Origin of the sequence: Agrobacterium vitis (assembly GCF_037039395.1) — a bacterium.
GTDB classification, from domain to species: domain Bacteria; phylum Pseudomonadota; class Alphaproteobacteria; order Rhizobiales; family Rhizobiaceae; genus Allorhizobium; species Allorhizobium vitis_E.
The window spans coordinates 92620-112608 of sequence record NZ_CP146242.1 but is presented as its reverse complement, the minus strand read 5'-3'; the positions used below and the strand labels follow the sequence as shown (position 1 = coordinate 112608).

The following is a 19989-nucleotide window of genomic DNA, read 5'->3' as shown; positions in this document are numbered from 1 at the left end:
CGAGAAGGCGACCTGACATGATTCAGATGCAGACTAACCTCGACGTTGCCGATAATTCCGGCGCGCGTCGTGTCATGTGCATCAAAGTGCTGGGCGGTTCTAAGCGCAAATACGCTTCGGTCGGCGATATTATCGTCGTTTCGATCAAGGAAGCTATTCCGCGCGGCCGCGTGAAAAAGGGTGATGTGATGAAAGCCGTGGTGGTTCGCACCGCCAAGGACATCCGTCGCGCCGACGGCAGCGTCATCCGCTTCGATAACAACGCAGCCGTTCTTATCGACAACAAGAAAGAGCCAATCGGCAGCCGTATCTTCGGACCGGTTCCGCGCGAACTTCGCGCCAAGAACCACATGAAGATCATCTCGCTGGCTCCTGAAGTTCTTTAAGGGGAGCCATTGACGATGCAAAAGATTCGTAAGGGCGACAAAGTCGTCGTACTCACCGGCAAGGACAAGGGTCGTTCTGGTGAAGTCATTCAAGTGATGCCGAAGGAAGACCGTGCGGTCGTTCAGGGGATCAACGTCGTAAAGCGCCACCAGCGCCAGACGCAGACCCAGGAAGCCGGTATCATCAACAAGGAAGCCTCTGTGCACCTTTCCAACCTTGCTATTGCAGACAAGGACGGCAGGCCGACTCGCGTTGGTTTCTCCGTTGTTGATGGCAAGAAGGTTCGCGTTGCCAAGCGTTCGGGGGAAGTGATCGATGGCTGAGACCAAGTATGAGCCACGGCTCAAGACAGAATATGTAAGCCGCATTCGTCAGGCACTTCGGGAGCAGTTCTCCTACGCCAACGAAATGCAGATCCCGAAGCTTGACAAGATCGTCATCAACATGGGCGTGGGTGAGGCAACTGCCGATTCCAAGAAGCCCACGGTTGCTGCTGCGGATCTGGCGGCTATTGCTGGTCAGAAGCCGGTCATTACTCGGGCCCGTAACTCTATCGCTGGTTTCAAGGTCCGCGAAGACATGCCGATTGGCGCAAAGGTTACCCTGCGCGGCGCTCGCATGTATGAGTTCATGGACCGTCTGATCAACATCGCGCTCCCGCGCGTTCGCGACTTCCGGGGTTTGAACCCGAAGAGCTTTGACGGCCGTGGCAACTTCGCCATGGGCATCAAGGAACACATTGTGTTCCCAGAGATCAACTACGATAAGGTTGATCAGATGTGGGGCATGGACATCATCGTTTGCACGACGGCTCCCACGGATGACGAAGCACGGGCTCTTCTAAAAGAGTTCAACTTCCCCTTCCGTCAATAACCGTAACGACGAGCGTAGAAGAGGAACTTCAATATGGCGAAGACAAGCGCAGTTGAAAAGAACAAGCGCCGCCGCAAGACAGTTGCCCAGCAATCCGGCAAGCGCGCCGAGCTGAAGGCAATCATCATGAACCAGTCCCTGTCGATCGAGGACCGTTTCAAGGCAACCCTGAAGCTGGCAGAAATGCCGCGTGATGGCTCCAAGACCCGCATCCGTAACCGTTGCGAAGTCACCGGTCGTCCGCGTGCATTTTATCGCAAGCTCAAGATGTCGCGTATCGCACTTCGTGAGCTTGGCAATTCCGGCAAGGTGCCGGGTATTGTAAAGTCGAGCTGGTAAGGAGACGGGCAAATGACGATGACTGATCCGTTGGGCGATATGCTCACCCGTATCCGGAATGGTGCTGCCCGCCGCAAGGCTTCGGTGGTTACTCCGGCTTCCAAGCTGCGTGCGCGCGTTCTGGATGTTCTTCAGGCTGAAGGCTACATTCGTGGCTATTCTGAAATCGACCATGGTAACGGCAAGGCCGAGATCACGATCGAACTGAAATATTATGAAGGCGCGTCGGTGATCCGTGAGATCGGCCGCGTGTCCAAGCCGGGCCGCCGAGTCTATGTCTCGGTTAAGTCCATTCCGCAGGTCGCGAACGGCCTCGGCATTACCATCCTTTCGACTCCGAAGGGCGTAATGGCCGATCACCAGGCTCGCGAACAGAATGTTGGTGGCGAGGTTCTCTGCTCTGTCTTCTAAGACAGCGCAGAGATCTCCCTAGCGAACAGACAGGATAATCACATGTCTCGTATCGGTAAAAAGCCCGTTCAGGTTCCTGCAGGGATCACGGCCTCGGTTGATGGCCAGAAAGTAACTGCCAAGGGCCCGAAGGGCGAACTCTTCTTCGTCGCAAATGACGAAATTTCGGTTGCGCTTGAAGACAATGCAATTGTCGTCAAGCCAGTCAACGACTCCAAGGATGCACGCTCAAAGTGGGGCATGTCCCGCACGATGATCGAAAACATCCTGAAGGGTGTCAAGGACGGCTACGAGCGCAAGCTCGAAATCAACGGCGTTGGTTACCGCGCATCTCTGCAGGGCAAGAACCTGCAACTGGCGCTCGGTTTCAGCCACGACGTTGTGTATGAGCCGCCGCAGGGCATCACTATCGCCGTTCCGAAGCCGACGGAAATCGTGGTTTCCGGGATCAACAAGCAGCAGGTCGGTCAGGTCGCTGCCGAGATCCGCGAATATCGCGGCCCCGAGCCCTACAAGGGCAAGGGCGTCAAGTATGCCGAAGAGCGGATCGTCCGCAAAGAAGGCAAGAAGAAGTAAGGAACGCGCGAAATGGCAAGCAGAAAAGAAGCACTTGTACGTCGTGCCAACCGCGTACGGCGTCAGATCAAGGCGGTGGCCAATGGCCGTCCGCGTCTGTCGGTACATCGCTCTTCGAAGAACATCTACGTCCAGGTTATCGACGACGTGGCCGGCCGCACGCTGGCTGCTGCATCGACCCTCGACGGCAGCCTGCGCTCTTCGCTGAAGACCGGCGCCGACACAGCAGCAGCAGCTGCTGTTGGCAAGCTGGTCGCCGAGCGTGCTGTTGCCGCCGGTGTGAAGGAAGTCGTGTTCGATCGCGGCGCCTTCATCTATCATGGCCGCATCAAGGCACTGGCAGAAGCCGCCCGCGAAGGTGGTCTGTCCTTCTAAGGAATAGCCGCCCGGATGCGCGTGTATCCGGGCGGTTTCGCGGCTTTGCCGCATATGCCGGAGGAGCCCAAACCTATAAGGGGAGGGCCGAATTCAAGATTGTAATCTGCCGATTGCACCCGGAAAAGAAAAAAGGAAAAGGACAATGGCACAAGAAAAGCGTGGTTCGCGGGACGACCGTCAGAACCGTGAAGAGCGCGATAGCGAATTTGTCGACAAGCTGGTCGCCATCAATCGCGTCGCTAAGGTCGTCAAGGGCGGCCGTCGTTTTGGTTTCGCTGCTCTCGTCGTCGTCGGCGACCAGAAGGGTCGCGTTGGCTTCGGTCATGGCAAGGCACGTGAAGTGCCGGAAGCCATCCGCAAGGCAACCGAATCCGCCAAGCGCGACCTGATTTTCGTACCGCTGCGTGATGGCCGTACGCTGCATCATGACGTTCATGGCCGTCACGGCGCCGGCAAGGTGCTGCTGCGGTCTGCCAAGGCTGGTACTGGTATCATTGCCGGTGGTCCAATGCGCGCCGTTTTCGAAACGCTCGGCATGCATGACGTTGTTGCCAAGTCGACCGGTTCGTCGAACCCTTACAACATGGTTCGTGCAACGTTTGACGCGCTGAAGCACCAGGTTCATCCGAAGGACGTTGCTGCACAGCGTGGTCTGAAGTATGCGACCTTGCAGGCTCGTCGTGCCGCGTCCGGCAACGGTTCTGAAGAATAAGGAGCTGGACAATGGCCAAGAACACTGAAGCCCAGAAGACGATCACGGTCGAGCAGATCGGTTCGCCTATTCGCCGCCCGGCTGTACAGCGCCAGACGCTTATCGGCCTGGGTCTCAACAAGATGCATCGGGTCCGCACGTTGGAAGATACGCCTTCGGTTCGTGGCATGATCCGTGCTGTCCAGCATCTCGTTCGCGTCGTCGACGAGAAGTGAGACGGAGGAAACTGTCATGAAACTGAATGAAATCAAAGACAACGAAGGCTCCAGCAAGGACCGTATCCGCGTAGGTCGCGGTATTGGTTCCGGCAAAGGCAAGACCGGTGGCCGTGGCGTCAAGGGTCAGAAGGCTCGTTCCGGCGTAGCCGTCAATGGCTTCGAAGGCGGCCAGATGCCGATCTATCGTCGCCTGCCGAAGCGTGGCTTCAACAACATCTTCGCTTCCGAATTCACGACCGTTTCGCTCGGCCGGATTCAGACAGCGATTGATGCTGGCAAGCTCGACGCTTCCGCCACGATCGATGCAGCAGCTCTCAAGGCTGCTGGCGTGATTCGCCGCCTCAAAGACGGCGTTCGCGTCCTCGGTGACGGTGAATTGACGACGAAGGTGACGATTGAAGTTGCCGGTGCTTCCAAGCCTGCGGTCGAAAAGATCGAAAAGGCGGGTGGCTCGATCAAGCAGCTCTCAGCAGCTGCGGAAAAGTCGGAATAATCGATTAATATTATCGCCCGGGGTGCTTCACACCGGGCGATTTTTCTACCATATGTGTGCCTCGCGACCCATGGGCGGCCCCTGTGTCGTTTTCTCTCCAAATCATCTTGGTTTGAGGAGAAAACGACATGGCACTTTTTGAGTGATAAAGCAGCTTTCGTGTGTTTGAAAAAATGCACGGCGCTTTATGTTCCGTCTTCCGGGAATTTCGGAAACAGAGGGAGAGGCATCTGGTTGCAATGCAATCGCTCCGCCCCCGGTTTTCTGCGAGAGAGAACGAACTTTACCTTCGGCAGGCTGACCATCATCAAGCCGCCGTATATGGTGACGCGGAGAATTTTATGGCTTCTGCAGCGGAACAATTGGCCTCGAACCTGAACTTTTCAACCTTTGCAAAGGCAGAGGATCTGAAAAAGCGCATCTGGTTCACGCTGGCCGCCCTTCTTGTCTATCGTCTAGGTACCCACATTCCGCTGCCTGGCCTCAACCCCGAGGCCTATGCGGCTGCCTTTAAAGGCCAGTCCGGTGGTATTCTCGGGCTATTCAACATGTTTTCCGGTGGCGCGGTTCAGCGCATGGCGATTTTCGCCCTCGGCATCATGCCCTATATTTCCGCTTCGATTATCGTCCAGCTGATGACCTCGGTCGTTCCATCGCTTGAGAACCTCAAGAAGGAAGGCGAGCAGGGGCGCAAGATCATCAATCAATATACGCGCTACGGCACGGTTCTGCTCGGGACGCTGCAAGCCTATGGTATTGCGGTGGGTCTGGAGCACGGCAACGGCTTGGTGACCGATCCTGGCTTGTTCTTCCGGCTGTCGACCGTCGTGACGCTGCTTGGCGGTACGATGTTCCTGATGTGGCTTGGCGAGCAGATTACGTCGCGCGGTATTGGTAACGGTATTTCGCTGATTATCTTCGCGGGTATTGCCGCAGGTCTCCCGACTGCACTTGCCGGTACTTTGGAGCTAGGCCGCACAGGGGCTTTGTCCACAGCCTTGATCCTGACGGTGATCCTGGTGGCAATCGGCGTGATTGCGCTGATCGTGTTCTTTGAGCGCGCCCAGCGCCGCTTGCTGATCCAGTATCCGAAGCGCCAGGTCGGCAACCGGATGTTCCAGGGTGATACCTCGCATCTGCCGCTAAAGCTGAACACCTCAGGTGTTATCCCCGCGATTTTCGCATCGTCGCTCTTGCTGCTTCCAGCGACAGCTGCTGGCTTCACTGGTGGCTCAACGCTGCCCGCCTGGGCGACCACCATCATCAGCGCGCTTGGCCATGGTCAACCGGCGTATATGGTGCTCTATGCTCTGCTGATCGGCTTCTTTGCATTCTTCTATACGGCCATCGTTTTCAATCCCAAGGACACGGCCGACAATCTGAAAAAGCATGGCGGCTTCATTCCAGGGATTCGTCCCGGTGAGCGAACCGCTGAATATATCGATTATGTGCTGACGCGAATCACAGTCGTTGGCGCCATCTACCTTGTCTTCGTCTGTATCCTTCCCGAAATTTTGGTTTCTCAGACCGGGGTGCCCTTATCCCTTGGTGGTACGTCGCTTTTGATTGTTGTCAGCGTTACCCTGGATACGGTAGCACAGGTACAGGGTCACCTGATTGCTCAGCAATATGAGGGGCTGATCAAGAAATCGAAGTTGCGTGGAGGAAAGAGGGGACGATGAGGTTAATTCTATTGGGGCCTCCGGGTGCGGGTAAAGGCACTCAGGCCCAGAGGATCGTCGACAAGTACGGTATTCCGCAATTGTCGACGGGGGATATGCTGCGGGCCGCTGTGTCGGCGCAGACTGAGGTCGGTAAGCGCGCCAAGGCGGTGATGGATGCCGGAAAACTGGTTTCGGACGATATCGTCATCGCCATCGTTTCCGAGCGGATCGATCAGGATGATTGCAGCAATGGCTTTATTCTCGATGGGTTTCCGCGGACGTTGATCCAGGCGGATGCTACGGAAAAGATGCTTGCAGTTAAGGGGCTTGATCTGTCCGCGGTGGTTGAAATCAGGGTCGAGGATGAAATTCTGGCGGATCGAATCGCTGGTCGTTATACCTGTGCCAATTGCGGGACGGGCTATCACGACGAGAATCTCAAGCCGAAAGTGGAGGGGGTCTGCGATAAATGCGGATCGACTCACTTCAAGCGCCGTCCCGATGACAATCGCGATACGGTAAAAACCCGTCTACAGGCCTATTATAAGGAGACTTCTCCCTTGATCGGCTATTACTATGCCAAGGGAAAACTCCATTCTGTCGACGGTATGGCCGAAATCGACCAGGTTACGGCGGAAATCGAGGCTGTGTTGTCCGGTCTCTGACCGGATATCCATGAATTTCTTTAGCGGAACAGTTGCTTTTCGTTACTGATTCCGCTAGATAGCGCGCCAACTCGCTAAAGATCAACGGTCGGCGCGTTCTTCCTACGGAGGAAGACGGGTTCGGTCGTTTTGACTTGTTGAGAACCCAAAAATCAATCGGCGGCCTTGTCACGGCTGTCAAACGACACACCACTTGCCGGATGGCAACTGGAACGCAAGGAGAATAGGCGTGGCACGTATCGCTGGCGTCAACATCCCAACGGCAAAGCGCGTAGTTATCGCGCTGACCTATATTCATGGGATTGGTCCGAAGTTCGCACAGGAAATCATGGAAAAGGTTGGTCTTGCCGCCGACCGCCGCGTTCATCAGCTGACAGATGCTGAAGTTCTGGCTATCCGTGAAACCATCGACCGCGATTACCAGGTCGAAGGTGACCTGCGTCGCGACACCGCAATGAACATCAAGCGCTTGATGGATCTGGGCTGCTACCGCGGTCTGCGCCATCGTCGCGGTCTGCCTGTTCGCGGTCAGCGTACCCATACCAATGCTCGTACTCGCAAGGGTCCGGCAAAGGCTATCGCTGGTAAGAAGAAGTAAGTTTCGCTGTATGGCGAGCTTGAGGCTGGCACGTCAGTGCCGGCCTTGTTGCAGTTTTGGAAAGGGCACGTTGTCCTTTCCGGTGGAGCCGCTGGTGTTACGGCGGTGTCGAGATCAATGAAAGGGAATTGAATGGCCAAGGAAGCCACACGCGTTCGCCGTAGAGAGCGCAAAAATATTTCGTCGGGTGTTGCGCATGTCAACTCGACATTCAACAACACGATGATCACCATCACCGATGCGCAGGGCAATGCAATTGCCTGGTCGTCGGCTGGTGCCAAGGGCTTCAAGGGTTCGCGTAAGTCGACCCCGTTTGCCGCTCAGATCGCTGCTGAAGATTGCGCCAAGAAGGCTCAGGAACACGGCATGAAGTCGCTTGAAGTCGAAGTTTGCGGTCCGGGTTCTGGCCGTGAATCGGCTCTGCGCGCTTTGCAGGCTGCGGGCTTCATGATCACCTCGATCCGCGATGTGACCCCGATCCCGCACAATGGCTGCCGTCCTCGCAAGAAGCGCCGCGTCTGATCATTCTTCGTCCGGCCGGGATATGCGCAGATGCGGTCCCGGTTCTTCTCATGCTCGGTCGTCACGATTGAATAGTGGCGACGAACGGAAGGTAAACATATGATTCAGAAGAATTGGCAGGAACTGATCAAGCCGAACAAGGTTGAGTTCTCCTCCAGCGGTCGCACCAAGGCAACCCTGGTTGCCGAACCGCTTGAGCGGGGCTTCGGTCTGACGCTCGGCAACGCGCTTCGTCGCGTTCTGCTGTCGTCGCTGCGCGGTGCTGCCGTTACGGCTGTCCAGATCGACGGTGTTCTGCATGAATTCTCGTCGATCCCGGGTGTTCGCGAAGATGTCACCGACATCGTTTTGAACATCAAGGAAATTGCCATCAAGATGGACGGCGACGATGCCAAGCGCATGGTCGTCCGCAAGCAGGGTCCAGGCGTCGTGACCGCTGGAGATATCCAGACGGTTGGCGATATCGAGATCCTCAATCCGAACCACGTCATCTGCACGCTGGATGAAGGTGCGGAAATCCGGATGGAATTCACGGTCAACAACGGCAAGGGCTATGTCCCCGCCGATCGTAACCGCGCAGAAGATGCACCGATTGGGCTTATCCCAGTCGACAGCCTCTATTCGCCGGTCAAGAAAGTGTCCTACAAGGTGGAAAACACCCGCGAAGGCCAGGTTCTTGACTACGACAAGCTGACCATGACGATCGAGACCGATGGGTCTGTTTCAGGTGAAGATGCGGTGGCTTTCGCTGCCCGTATTCTCCAGGACCAGCTGTCTGTCTTCGTCAACTTCGATGAGCCGCAGCGTGAAGCTGAAGAAGAAGCCGTTACCGAACTGGCTTTCAACCCGGCTCTGTTGAAGAAGGTCGACGAACTCGAGCTTTCGGTCCGTTCGGCCAACTGCCTGAAGAACGACAATATCGTATATATTGGCGATCTGATCCAGAAGACCGAAGCCGAAATGCTGCGCACGCCGAACTTTGGTCGCAAGTCGCTGAACGAGATCAAGGAAGTTTTGGCTTCTATGGGCCTGCATCTGGGTATGGAAGTTCCTGCCTGGCCGCCGGAAAACATCGAAGATCTCGCCAAGCGCTACGAAGACCAATATTAATCTTAGATAAGGCAGGTTGAACTCTGCCTTTCCAGTCAAACTGCGGATCTTGATCCGTATGTGTCAGGAAACGGCAGGGCCGCAACAAGCGCGGGAACCTGCATTGAAGGAGAATAGCCATGCGCCATCAGAAAGCCGGCCGCAAGCTGAACCGTACCGCAAGCCACCGTAAGGCAATGTTTGCCAATATGGCGGCTTCGCTCATCACCCATGAGCAAATTGTCACCACCCTGCCCAAGGCGAAGGAAATTCGCCCGATCGTCGAACGGCTTGTCACACTCGGCAAGCGTGGCGACCTGCACGCTCGTCGTCAGGCCATTTCGCAGATCAAGGATCAGGATGCTGTTCGCAAGCTGTTCGATGCGATTGCTACCCGTTACGCCAGCCGTAACGGCGGCTACCTCCGCATCATGAAGGCTGGCTTCCGTCAGGGCGACAATGCTCCTCTGGCCGTTATCGAGTTCGTTGAACGCGATGTCGACGCCAAGGGTGCAGCTGACAAGGCTCGCGTTGCCGCTGAAGCAGAAACCGCTGAAGCAGCATAAGCCATAAGCGACGTTATGTCGTTTGTTTCAGGGCCGGATGGGAAACCATCCGGCCCTTTTCCTTTTTCTGGCTCGCTGCTCCAAGTCTTGCCGGGAGAGTTGTGTTCAGGCGTCGCGCCGTTGTTGGTTAATCTTCAGGATCGCCTATGCCGCTGGTCTATGGTTTTGACCTGAAATTCTGTTCAAGCTAAGAAGGAGATCTCCTCCCTGCAATGCTGCCATTGCCCTTCGACAAAGAGACCTATCCCATGATGCCAAGTTTGCCTGCATTCGCTACAGCGATGATTGTCACTGCGTTGACGGTGGCGTCGAGCGCCATTGTCAGTCATGCCGCGTCCTCGGCTTCCAGCCGGGGAGTGAAAACAATTGCTCCGAAGGTTCTCGTTATCACCATGTTTGGCGAAGAGACCAAGCCGTGGCTGGCAGGGCGCAAACTGACGACGAAGGTTAAAGTGCCAGGCCTGTCGAGAGAGTATCCAGAGGTCGCTTGCGATCGTCAGGGCCTCTGCGTGATGACCACGGCAATGGGCTATGCCAATGCGGCGAGCTCGACCATGGCGGTCGCGTTCGACCGTCGGTTCGACCTGCGCAACACCTATGTGTTGATCGCAGGCATTGCCGGCGTCAATCCGAAGGAAGCAACTCTGGGGTCCGCACTCTGGGCTAGATATGTGGTGGATGGCGGATTGCGCCATGATATCGATGCCCGCCAGATCGACAAGGACTGGCCAGACGGGCAGGTGCCGCTGGGTGCGCCAAGTCCGACCGCCAAACCGACCTGGGCGGCGGGGACGGAGGTTTACGCGCTGAACGAGGCGCTGGTCCAGAAGGCCATGGCGCTGACCGGCTCCGTTGAACTGATGGACAGCGATGCCGCCAAGACCTATCGCGCCGCCTATGCCGCGCCGGCAGCCAAGGCGTCTCCTTCAGTGAAGATTTGCGATACGGTTTCTGGCGATACTTACTGGCACGGGGTCAAGGACGCTGAAGCCACGGAACGATTTGCGGCCTTGGTTACCGATGGAAAGGCCCGTTACTGCACCACCCAAATGGAGGATAATGCGACGCTGACAGCTTTGAAGCGGGCCTCGGAGGCCGGGCGCCTCGATTTCAACCGTATTCTGGTATTGCGCACAGCGTCCAATTTCGACCGCGAGCCGTTTGGCCGTACCGCTATTGAATCGCTGACTTCGAAGTCTGGTGGCTTCATGCCGTCCGTGACCAATGCCTATCGCGTGGGGAATCGTTTTGCCGATGCGATTATAGCGGACTGGAAGACATGGAAGGGTTGGGAAGGGACGAGATAACGTAGTCAAGTGGGGGGACTGAGAACCGGAAACCGGTTTCCAGTCCGCCGCCATGAATTTATGCCAAGAGGCTGGTGAGATTGAAGATTTCTGTATCGTTATTCGTATACAGTGTTTCGACAATATTGTTGCCGCCCAGGAAGAAATCCTCGATGACGATACCATCATTGATGTAGTTGTCGGCGGCATCGGCAGCGGTCAAGAGATAGAGATCATTGTCGATGTTGTAGTATACGAGGTCGGCCAGTTTGAAAGCGGTGAGGTGAACGGCGTCGTTTCCGCCTCCGTAGCCGGAATTTCCCGCTTCGCTTAGATCATCGTTGATTGTGTCTACACCGTCTCCTGAGCCGTGATAATAATGATCATTACCGTCTTTGCCCCATAAAGTGTCATCCCCCGCGTTGCCATAAAGGCGGTCGTTCCCAGCCCCTCCGCTAAGGAAGTCCTCCCCGTTTCCGCCGTATAGGGTGTCATTCCCATTCTGGCCGATCAAGCCGTCATCGCCATTAAATCCGTATAGGAAGTCGTCTCCGTTCCCGCCTTGGAGGAGGTCATAATAGGCGCTGCCATAAATCGTATCATTGCCGCCCAGTCCTGAGGAGCCGTGCGCCGTTTCCGGTAAGACGGGCGCCGACCAGCCACGCAGGTCGATAACGTCGTTTGCCTCTGTGCCATCTTTAACAGCCATAGTAGTTTCCTCCTTAATATCCATTTGGAAATGACAGTTTTGACAAAGCCGCCCCATTGGAATGGGAACACCCTGAAAAGTGTGTTGATCTCAACAGTCGCGTCTTTGGCGTGCTGATAATTCCTCGGAATAACTTTAAATTGTAATAAAAACAAATGCGCTAAAAAATTGTTTTATAAAAAACCGCGCTTTAGAGATAAAGCGCGGCATAAGTATTCCTGCTATTCTGTATAATTATTTTAGATAAAAACGGAAATTACCTTCCTATTCCGTAATCTCGACCTATCAATTCTATGTGGTCTTGTTCGGATAGAGGCTCCACCAATTCCTGCCAGGTCTCAACCGGGGAAAAGCCAAACTGCTGGTAGAGTTGCAGGGCACGGGGATGGTCGAGTGTATTTGTCATCACCGAAATTTTGGTTGGTGCGGTCGACCAGGCGGCATAGAGCGCCTGGAGCAGGAACCATTTGCCGATACCAAGTCCCAGTGCATGTTCAAACAGGCCGAAATAGGAAAGCTCGACGGTATTGTCCTGTTGCTGGGTCAGCTCGAAAAAGCCCGCTGGCGCGCCGTTGACATAGAGCACACAGATTGACACATCCGGGCTATGGATGGCCGCCTTCAGCTCGGTATCGGTCATCTGCAGGCGCTTGTACCAGTGCCAGCGGGAGCCGACCTGGCGATAGAGGAAGCGGTAATAGGGCAGGGGCATTTCAGTGGCGCGGATGATCGCCGTCTGGATATTGATCGGCACTGGCAAGCTGGACTTCGGGGGCGCGGTCATTTCCAGCTTGGTGACATGGGCGGTCAGAAGTGTAGGTAACTTGCCCTCAATCGCGTCTGCCGGTCCGGTCACGACAGGAGTGTCCTTGCGGGAGCCCCATTCAGACCAGGAGCCGTCATAGAGCGTATTATCGTGATGGCCGAGCGATTGCAGCGCCAGCGTCACCGCCGCAGCTGTAACGCCGGAGCCGCAGCTGGTAACGATCGGACGGGTCAGGTCGATGCCCGCCTCGGTGAAAATCTTTCGCAATGTCGAGAGGTCTTTCAACCGGCCATTCTCGCCAAGGATAGAGGCAGGAACAGAACGAGCACCGGGCATATGGCCGGAGCGCATTCCAGCCCGAGGCTCCTGTTCTTCACCCGTGAAGCGGCCGACAGGGCGCGCATCGGCGATCTGGCGACTGGCGCTCTCGACAATGTCCTGCATATCCTGGAACGGGGTGATCAGGCTTTCCTTGAAATTGGTGGAAAAAGTCGCAGGCGCCGGTTCAGGCAGGTCGGTCTCAAGCGACCGTCCTTCCTGTTTCCAACCGTCCAACCCGCCATCCAGCAGGAACACATTCGGCGCGCCCATTACCCGGAACATCCACCAGACACGCGGCGCGGAAAACAGGCCGGGGCCATCATATACGACAATCGTGTCGGTGTCTGAAATGCCAAGCTTGCCGACTGCTTCGGCAAAGGATTCCGGGGAGGGTACTGTGTGGGGCAAAGAGGTGGAGCGGTCGGCGATCTGGTCTTGATCGAAAAACACTGCACCGGAAATGTGACCGGCAGCATATTCTTCCGCGCCATTGCGGTTATGAGCCGGCAAATACCAGGATGCATCGACCACCTTGAATTGAGGTGCGCCCAGTTGCTTCTGTACCCACTCGGCCGATACGACGAAACGGCTTTTCTCCGCAGACATGCTTCTCTCCATGCTTGTCAGGCAGAGGGTTCCAGCGTACCGAAGCGAATACGGAAGCGCCGGTTCTCCTTGCCCTTTTTCTCGATCTTGGCGATATGAATCGCGCCGACCTCCTGGGTCTCGGAAACATGTGTGCCGCCGCAGGGCTGGCTGTCAACGGATGAATTCTCTCCGATGCAAACAAGGCTAACGCGCCCCAAACCCACCGGCGGACGCACATTCTTGGATTTGACGATATCCGGATTGGCTGCCAGTTGCGCGTCGGTGATCCATTCCAGGTAAACCGGATGGTTTTCCTCCACCAGTCGCATCAGATCGGCGGTCACCGTTTCGCGGTCGATGGCTTCGCTCATGTCGAAATCCACCCGGCTTTCATCCTCGCCCACGGCGGCACCGGTAATGGGAAACGGGCAGACCACCGACAGCAGATGACAAGCGGTATGCATCCGCATCAATTTGTAGCGCCGCTGCCAATCGACATGCAGCACCAGTTTTTCGCCAAGATCGGGACTTGGCTGGCCCTCCAGCGGCTGGTGCAGAATGATGCTCTTGTCTGCCCCGTGGCGGGTTGCCCCGAGCTGGATGGTCGAGCCATCGGCGCGTTCGAGAAAGCCCGTATCGCCTGGCTGGCCGCCGGATGTGGCGTAGAAGCAGGTCTGGTCAAGCTCGATTGAGCCGTCTTCATGCACGGCTGTCACCACCGCCTCTGCCGTCGAAAGGTAAAAGTCGTCACGAAACAGAGGCAATGTTGGCATGGGGGCTCAGACAGGTTCGAAGGGAATGGAAATGTCAGTTTTGCCGCCCAGCCATGTCGGCTGCGGCAGGCCCTTTTCTTTGAGGAAGGCCGGATTATAGAGCTTTGACTGGTAGCGATTGCCATAATCGCACAGGATGGTCACGATGGTATGACCCGGCCCAAGCTCACGCGCCAGCCGGATGGCACCGGCAATATTGATGCCGGAAGAGCCGCCAAGGCAAAGGCCTTCCTGTTCGACCAGATCGAAAATGATCGGCAGGGCTTCGCTGTCGGGGATCAGGTAAGAGAAATCGGGCGTAAATCCTTCCAGATTGGCGGTAATCCGGCCTTGGCCGATGCCTTCGCTGATTGAGGAACCAGAGGATTTCAATTCGCCATTCTGATAGAATTCATAGAGCGCGGCTCCTTCGGGATCGGCAAGGCCGATCTTGACGCCGGGCTTCAGATTTCGAAGTCCGATCCCCGTGCCGGCCAGCGTACCACCGGAGCCAACCGCGCAGATGAAACCATCGACAGCACCGCCGGTATCCTCGAAAATCTCTCGGGCCGTTGTCTCGATATGAGCGTCGCGATTGGCGGTATTATCAAATTGATTGGCCCAGATCGCGCCGTTCGGTTCGGTTTTCGCCAGCTGGGCCGCAAGCCGTCCCGAAAGCTTCACGTAATTATTCGGATTCTTGTAGGGAACAGCGGGAACCTCGACCAGTTCGGCGCCAAGCAGCCGCAGCGCGTCCTTCTTTTCCTGGCTCTGGGTTTCCGGAATGACGATCACGGTGCGGTAGCCAAGAGCCTTTGCGACCAGGGTCAGGCCTATGCCGGTATTACCGGCTGTACCCTCAACGATCACGCCGCCAGGCCGCAGCAATCCGCGCCGTTCGGCATCGCGGATAATGTAGAGCGCGGCTCGGTCCTTGACGGACTGACCGGGATTGAGAAACTCGGCCTTGCCCAGAATGGTGCAGCCGGTTGCCTGCGAAGCGGCTTTCAGCCGGATCAGCGGCGTGTTGCCGATGGCTTCTAGAACGGAGGGGTGGAATGCCATGAGCGCACTTTCTGTTTTCCGAACAATAGAAAGTGTGTTTTCGGTCTACAAGCCCTGCATGACAAGAAATGCAATTTCTTGCTGTGGCACCAACCCGGAAAACCTTGCCTCAGCATGTGGAGAAAATGCCCTCGAGGCTGTTATTCATTCCGGCGCGCCGGTTGATTTATAAGCCTCAAGTGCCACAGCTCGTGCCTTTTTGTGATCCACCAAAGGCGCCGGATAGGTTTTGCCAAGCGTAACACCGGCCTTTTCCAACAGGGCTGCGGGGGCTTCGAATGGGCGATGGATCAGGTTGTTGGGCAGCTTTGCCAGCTCTGGAACGAATTGGCGGATATAGTCGCCGTCAGGGTCGAATTTCTCACTTTGGGTGACCGGGTTGAAAATCCGGAAAAATGGTGAGGCATCGGCTCCGGAGCCAGCCACCCATTGCCAGCTGGCGGCGTTGGAAGCCGGGTCGGCATCAACCAATGTGTAACGAAACCAGGCTTCGCCTTCGCGCCAGTCGATCATCAGATCCTTGATCAGGAAGGAAGCGACGATCATCCGCACACGATTGTGCATGACACCGTGCCGCCAGAGTTGGCGCATGCCTGCATCGACAATCGGATAGCCGGTCTGGCCCCGTTGCCAGGCGGATAGAAATGCCGCGTTCTTTTCCCAGGGGAAGTCATTGAAGCGGTCGTTCCAGTTCTGGCTGGCCAGATCGGCAAAGTGGAACAGCAGGTGGTAAGAAAATTCCCGCCAGACCAACTCTTTTCGAAAATGCACATAGTCTTCGCTGGAAACATTATCGCTGAGGCCGATGGTTGCGTGCCAGATTCGCGCCGGAGAAATTTCCCCCAATGCCAGATGCGGTGACAGGCCGGATGTATGGGGCAGGGCGGGAAAATCCCGCTGGGTGCGGTAACCCTTTAGGCCGTGATCGATAAACAGGCTCAGTTTGTCCTGAGCGCCGGTTTCTCCCGGGGTCCAAACTTCCGAAAACTCCTTTGCCCAATCCGGCGCGGTCGGCAGCAGTTGCCAGTCTTCCAACCGGTCGCTATCCGGCCAATCGGCAGGGTTATGCAGGGTCTTGGGTTTCTCGATGGGCGCTGGTGGATCGCCCTGCTTTTCAAGAGCGCGCCAGAAGGGTGTGTAGACACGGAAAGGCCCGCCGCTCCCGGTTTTCACCTTCGACGGTTCATGCAGCAGGAAGCCAGCATGGCTGGTGGCTTCAAGGCCGTCGCTGCGCAGAGCAGCTTTCAGCTCCGTATCCGTGGCCATGCCGGACGGATCGTAACGGCGATTCCAATGCACGGCTTTGGCGCCGGTCTGCTCGATCAGATGGCGCAGGACGTCACTCGGTGGGCCGTGGCGAAGAACCAATCGGCTGCCGTAGGATTGAAGCGACTGGCCGAGGCTGACGAGGGAGTGATGCAGCCACCAGGCCTGCGCCGGGCCGAGCGGGCCGGTTCCCATCTCTTCGGGCTCAAGGATATAGAGGGGGATGACCGGGCTTCCGGTCTCGAAGGCCGCGTGCAGTGCTCTGTTGTCGTCGAGACGCAGATCCTTGCGGAACCAAAGGATGGTCGGACTAGGGCTGGCATTTGGCATGGCGGCTCGCTGATTCAGGAGTAACCTATACCATTACGCGAGGCGAAAGGGGTTGGATCAATCTCTGCCGTGCTTAGAGCATCGTGCAGAAACCCGGTTCCACATCCGGGCCGATGCTTTAGGCGCCGCCCACTTTACCAGCCTGGCGGTTTTGCTCCTGGCGGATCATCTGCATGATCTGGGTCGCGCTTTCGCGCACGTAAAGCATATGCAGTTTTTCCGCGACCGGCGCCGTGGTCAGCAAGCTGGTATATTTTTCTCGTTCATACCAACGAAAATCAACGACATTGTCCATATTGACGAAGAAGGGAAACCCGTCGCCGTCATGCAGTTCAAGCCACATAGTACCGTTCCGCTTTGTGTGTTGAGCTGCTTTGTTTGCAACTCAGGTCCCCTGACATATCCTTGTATCTGCGGATATGCATTAACAGACATTTATGAATAACGGGTTGCGTTGGTAAGTGCCGCCAATCTCATCTCCAACCGAGCGATTTCTCCCGATGGGAGCGCCTACTGAATAAAGGGCTTCAATGTCATTCCTGATGCCAGAAAGCTCATCGGATTGATCGGGTTGCCGTTCTTGCGAATTTCATAATGCAGATGCGGCCCGGTGGAACGCCCGGTTGACCCGGAAAGGCCGATCAACTGACCGACCTCGATCTTTTCGCCCGGACGAACCAGGATTTTCGACATATGGCCGTAACGGGTGGAAAGTCCCTGACCATGGTCGATTTCCACCATATTTCCATAGCCGCCCGTCGGCCCAGCCGTGACCACCGTTCCAGCACCGGCACTTTTGACAGGAGAGCCATTCGTTGCGCGGAAATCTATGCCGGTATGCATGGCTAGCCGTCCAAGCAGCGGGTCAGGGCGGTTGCCGAACGGGCTGGTGATTTCGCGGGTAGCGGCAGGGTTGGAAAAAGGCATGTCCTTTGCCGTATCGCGTGCGGCATCCAGGCGATTGAGGGCGCTGTCCAACCCATCGAGACTGGTATCGATCCCGAGTTTCGGGTCGGCATCGACCAGGGGGCCACCCATTCCATCCTTGCCAGCCTCAGGCTTGTCGATGTGGATGCCGTTGTCGGTCAAGACCTGCTCTATAGCACCGGCCTTGTCGCTTGCCTCGGCGGTCAGTGCATGGATGCTTGATTTCTGCTGTTGTTCGATGGATTTCAGCGACAGGGTCACGTTGCGGAAAACCCGGTCGGCCCGGTCGGCGCCGCTTTCACGGGCGGGCATAAAGCCCAGTGCCGGACCATCGCTTTCCTGTGTGTCTGTGGGGTCGGTATGGAGCATCCGATTGAGGGCGGCCAGTGCATTGCCCTTGGCCACAGGTGCGACAGACGCGGATTTATCCGGCGTCACAGGCGCTGAAGGCTCATTCGGCGTCAGGCCGGATTCCTCGGCACGGTCCAGAAGCGATCCAAGCTTGCCGGATCGCGCAGAAAGCGCCATCTGCTTTTCGAGCAGGGTTTGAAGCTTTTCCTCCACCACCTGCTGGTCCAGCAATTGCCGGGACGTGACTCGATCGACCTGGGCGCGCAAGGCGGAAATCCGGTCTTCGTAATCGTGCTGCAAATGCGCCTGGCGGGCCATGGAGGCTCCGATCAGATTGTCGCGCATGATGAGATAGGAGGTCGCACCGAGATAGCCGACCACACCGGCCACCACCAGGCAAAGACCTGCACCTGCCATCCACGGGCGCAGGGTCATATGGCGAATGGTTTCCCCGGACGCGAGGATAAGCACATGCTGTTGGCGCTGACGCTTGCTGAAGCCTTTGCGGCTGCGTGTCTTCATCATGCCGACCTCGCGCATCGTTACAGCCGCTGCGCGTGACGCATGGCCAATCCGTAACTTCTGATCCAGATTGCAGACCCGATTCTGTCGAGGTGATTACATCCTGTTAAGGTTAACAAAATGTTGCTTGTGCCCGAGATGCTTCAGGCGTGGCTGATGGAGGAGAGCACCCGGTAAAAGGAAGGTGTCAGCCCGGCTTCGGCCCTGGCAATGTCGTTGAACGGTGCTTTCAGCGTCCCACGAAAGTTGGCGCGAACCAATTGCTGGAAGGTTTTGGCCGGGTCGCGTTTTTCGCGGGCGCAAAGAAAGCGAAACCATTTGGCGCCAACAGCCACATGGCCTTTTTCGTCGTCATAGATGATCTTCAACACATCGGCGCTGTCGATGTCGCCGGTCTCGCGCATCTTTTCCTGAAGGGACGGGGTTACGTCCAGGCCGCGCGCCTCAAGAATCAGCGGCACGACGGCAAGTCGGGCTGTCAGGTCGGTGCGGGTGCTATGGGCGGCCTGCCAAAGGCCGTCATGGGCTGGCATGTCGCCGTAATCAGCCCCGAGCGCCCGGAGCCGGTCGCGCACCAGGCCGAAATGCTTGGCCTCTTCAAAGGCCACCTGCATCCAGCCGTCGAAAAACGAATGTGGCACAGGTTCGCTGGCAAAGCGGGCAACGATATCCAGCGCCAGATCCACGGCATTCAACTCGATATGGGCCAGCGAATGCAGCATGGCGATCCGGCCCTTCAGCGTGTGCAGCGACCGTTTTTCCGTCGCCTTTGGCGGTACCAGAACCGGATTGGCCGGACGCCCCGGACGGTCCGGCAGCGGTGGGTCGAGCGGCGAGCGCAGCGACAGGGTCCGGCCATGCCAGCGGCGGGCGGTTTCCTGCGCAAGGCCGGTCTTTTCATCAAGGTCGGTTGCGGCGATTGCCATCGTCGCACCCGCTCTCAGGGATTTTATCATGCTATGAGACATGCATGGCATTTACTGCATAATTCCCGAAATCGCCATCGATTCCAGGCGAAATATCCAGCTAGAGCATCGGACCGAAAAGTGGGAACCGGTTTTCAGTACGATGCTCTAAGTGGCCTTGTCTTTTACGGCTTGCAGCACCGCCTCAGCGTGACCAGGCACTTTCACCTTGCGCCAGACGCCTGCGATCCGGCCATCGGCATCGATCAGGAAGGTGCTGCGCTCGACCCCCATATAGGTCTTGCCATACATGCTTTTTTCCTTCCACACGCCGTAGGCTTCCAGCGTGGTCTTCTCTTCGTCCGAGCCGAGCATGACGGCAAGGCCGTGTTTGGCGACGAATTTATCGTGGCTTTTCACCGTGTCTGGGGAAATGCCGATGATAACAGCACCGGAACTCTCGAATTCCGGTATCAGGGAAGTGAAGGATGTAGCTTCTACGGTGCAGCCGCTGGTATCGTCCTTGGGATAGAAATAGACGACCACTTGCTTGCCCTTGAAGGAGGAGAGGTTCACGGTGCCGCCGCCATCGCGTGGTAGCGTAAAATCCGGAGCCATGTCCCCAATCGACAATTCCGCCATGCTGATACCTTTCTTTTGCCCGGTTTGTGGAAATATAAGGCCGGGACGGATATATAGCGCAGATGACG

The 19989-nt window shown here is 56.7% G+C and carries 26 protein-coding genes; 17 read left to right on the top strand and 9 right to left on the bottom strand.

Translation table 11 applies throughout. The features are described 5' to 3' along the window. Positions 1 to 17 precede the first annotated feature (17 nt). The 17 genes from rplN (at position 18) to V6582_RS02965 (ending at position 10798) form a co-directional block, all read left to right on the top strand. Positions 18 to 386 carry a 50S ribosomal protein L14 gene (rplN, locus tag V6582_RS03045; RefSeq protein ID WP_015915748.1) on the top strand — a complete coding sequence of 123 codons (369 nt, stop codon included), beginning with the start codon at positions 18 to 20 and terminating at the stop codon, positions 384 to 386. 15 nt (positions 387 to 401) lie between these two features. Further along, on the top strand, positions 402 to 710 hold the full coding sequence (gene rplX / locus V6582_RS03040) for a 50S ribosomal protein L24 (protein WP_156633501.1): 309 nt from the start codon (positions 402 to 404) through the stop codon (positions 708 to 710). Then, positions 703 to 1260, top strand: a complete 558-nt coding sequence (rplE, locus tag V6582_RS03035; protein WP_156633500.1) for a 50S ribosomal protein L5 — start codon at positions 703 to 705, stop codon at positions 1258 to 1260. Before rplX ends, rplE begins: the two co-directional genes overlap by 8 nt. Positions 1261 to 1293: 33 nt before the next feature. Further along, on the top strand, positions 1294 to 1599 hold the full coding sequence (gene rpsN / locus V6582_RS03030) for a 30S ribosomal protein S14 (protein ID WP_060715702.1): 306 nt from the start codon (positions 1294 to 1296) through the stop codon (positions 1597 to 1599). Positions 1600 to 1611: 12 nt separating this feature from the next. Next, on the top strand, positions 1612 to 2010 hold the full coding sequence (rpsH, locus tag V6582_RS03025; RefSeq protein ID WP_015915752.1) for a 30S ribosomal protein S8: 399 nt from the start codon (positions 1612 to 1614) through the stop codon (positions 2008 to 2010). 42 nt (positions 2011 to 2052) lie between these two features. Then, positions 2053 to 2586, top strand: coding sequence for a 50S ribosomal protein L6 (gene rplF / locus V6582_RS03020; protein WP_015915753.1), 534 nt, complete (start codon positions 2053 to 2055; stop codon positions 2584 to 2586). A gap of 12 nt (positions 2587 to 2598) precedes the next feature. Further along, positions 2599 to 2961 (top strand): 50S ribosomal protein L18, encoded by a 363-nt coding sequence (gene rplR, locus V6582_RS03015; RefSeq protein WP_015915754.1) that lies wholly within the window; start codon positions 2599 to 2601, stop codon positions 2959 to 2961. Positions 2962 to 3106: 145 nt separating this feature from the next. After that, entirely contained in the window at positions 3107 to 3676 is a 570-nt protein-coding gene (rpsE, locus tag V6582_RS03010; protein WP_015915755.1) for a 30S ribosomal protein S5, read from the top strand. 11 nt (positions 3677 to 3687) lie between these two features. Next, entirely contained in the window at positions 3688 to 3891 is a 204-nt protein-coding gene (gene rpmD / locus V6582_RS03005; protein ID WP_015915756.1) for a 50S ribosomal protein L30, read from the top strand. A 16-nt stretch (positions 3892 to 3907) separates the two neighbouring features. Next, positions 3908 to 4387, top strand: a complete 480-nt coding sequence (rplO, locus tag V6582_RS03000) for a 50S ribosomal protein L15 (RefSeq protein ID WP_070167170.1) — start codon at positions 3908 to 3910, stop codon at positions 4385 to 4387. A 341-nt stretch (positions 4388 to 4728) separates the two neighbouring features. After that, positions 4729 to 6069, top strand: coding sequence for a preprotein translocase subunit SecY (gene secY, locus V6582_RS02995; protein WP_015915758.1), 1341 nt, complete (start codon positions 4729 to 4731; stop codon positions 6067 to 6069). Further along, positions 6066 to 6716, top strand: coding sequence for an adenylate kinase (locus V6582_RS02990; protein WP_156633499.1), 651 nt, complete (start codon positions 6066 to 6068; stop codon positions 6714 to 6716). The genes secY and V6582_RS02990 overlap by 4 nt, the downstream gene beginning before the upstream one ends. A gap of 229 nt (positions 6717 to 6945) precedes the next feature. Next, entirely contained in the window at positions 6946 to 7314 is a 369-nt protein-coding gene (rpsM, locus tag V6582_RS02985; protein ID WP_060715700.1) for a 30S ribosomal protein S13, read from the top strand. Between the two features lie 132 nt (positions 7315 to 7446). Next, complete coding sequence (gene rpsK / locus V6582_RS02980; protein WP_015915761.1) at positions 7447 to 7836, top strand: 30S ribosomal protein S11; 390 nt, start codon at positions 7447 to 7449, stop codon at positions 7834 to 7836. Positions 7837 to 7935: 99 nt separating this feature from the next. After that, a complete protein-coding gene (locus V6582_RS02975; protein WP_060715699.1) occupies positions 7936 to 8946 on the top strand; it encodes a DNA-directed RNA polymerase subunit alpha in 1011 nt (336 codons plus the stop codon). 119 nt (positions 8947 to 9065) lie between these two features. Continuing rightward, positions 9066 to 9491, top strand: coding sequence for a 50S ribosomal protein L17 (gene rplQ / locus V6582_RS02970; protein WP_060715698.1), 426 nt, complete (start codon positions 9066 to 9068; stop codon positions 9489 to 9491). A 248-nt stretch (positions 9492 to 9739) separates the two neighbouring features. After that, positions 9740 to 10798, top strand: coding sequence for a purine-nucleoside phosphorylase (locus tag V6582_RS02965; protein ID WP_234889795.1), 1059 nt, complete (start codon positions 9740 to 9742; stop codon positions 10796 to 10798). A gap of 58 nt (positions 10799 to 10856) precedes the next feature. On the opposite strand, the gene V6582_RS02960 is transcribed toward V6582_RS02965, so the two are convergent. The 9 genes from V6582_RS02960 to bcp all read right to left on the bottom strand — a co-directional run bounded on the left by V6582_RS02960 (position 10857) and on the right by bcp (position 19921). Then, positions 10857 to 11486 (bottom strand): calcium-binding protein, encoded by a 630-nt coding sequence (locus V6582_RS02960; RefSeq protein ID WP_272950798.1) that lies wholly within the window; start codon positions 11484 to 11486, stop codon positions 10857 to 10859. A 256-nt stretch (positions 11487 to 11742) separates the two neighbouring features. Continuing rightward, the gene (sseA, locus tag V6582_RS02955) at positions 11743 to 13179 is read right to left on the bottom strand and encodes a 3-mercaptopyruvate sulfurtransferase (protein WP_156633496.1); all 1437 of its coding nucleotides are present in this window, start codon (positions 13177 to 13179) and stop codon (positions 11743 to 11745) included. Between the two features lie 17 nt (positions 13180 to 13196). Beyond that, on the bottom strand, positions 13197 to 13934 hold the full coding sequence (locus V6582_RS02950; protein WP_156633495.1) for an alanyl-tRNA editing protein: 738 nt from the start codon (positions 13932 to 13934) through the stop codon (positions 13197 to 13199). Between the two features lie 6 nt (positions 13935 to 13940). Continuing rightward, complete coding sequence (locus V6582_RS02945; RefSeq protein ID WP_156633494.1) at positions 13941 to 14978, bottom strand: cysteine synthase A; 1038 nt, start codon at positions 14976 to 14978, stop codon at positions 13941 to 13943. Positions 14979 to 15122: 144 nt separating this feature from the next. Then, the gene (locus V6582_RS02940) at positions 15123 to 16574 is read right to left on the bottom strand and encodes a cryptochrome/photolyase family protein (protein WP_156633493.1); all 1452 of its coding nucleotides are present in this window, start codon (positions 16572 to 16574) and stop codon (positions 15123 to 15125) included. 118 nt (positions 16575 to 16692) lie between these two features. Next, positions 16693 to 16917 (bottom strand): hypothetical protein, encoded by a 225-nt coding sequence (locus V6582_RS02935; protein WP_156633492.1) that lies wholly within the window; start codon positions 16915 to 16917, stop codon positions 16693 to 16695. 167 nt (positions 16918 to 17084) lie between these two features. Next, positions 17085 to 18374 (bottom strand): M23 family metallopeptidase, encoded by a 1290-nt coding sequence (locus V6582_RS02930; protein WP_420360219.1) that lies wholly within the window; start codon positions 18372 to 18374, stop codon positions 17085 to 17087. Between the two features lie 143 nt (positions 18375 to 18517). After that, positions 18518 to 19300, bottom strand: a complete 783-nt coding sequence (locus V6582_RS02925) for a ferritin-like domain-containing protein (protein ID WP_420360218.1) — start codon at positions 19298 to 19300, stop codon at positions 18518 to 18520. A gap of 147 nt (positions 19301 to 19447) precedes the next feature. Then, positions 19448 to 19921 (bottom strand): thioredoxin-dependent thiol peroxidase, encoded by a 474-nt coding sequence (gene bcp, locus V6582_RS02920; RefSeq protein WP_156633489.1) that lies wholly within the window; start codon positions 19919 to 19921, stop codon positions 19448 to 19450. Between the last annotated feature and the right edge of the window lie 68 nt (positions 19922 to 19989).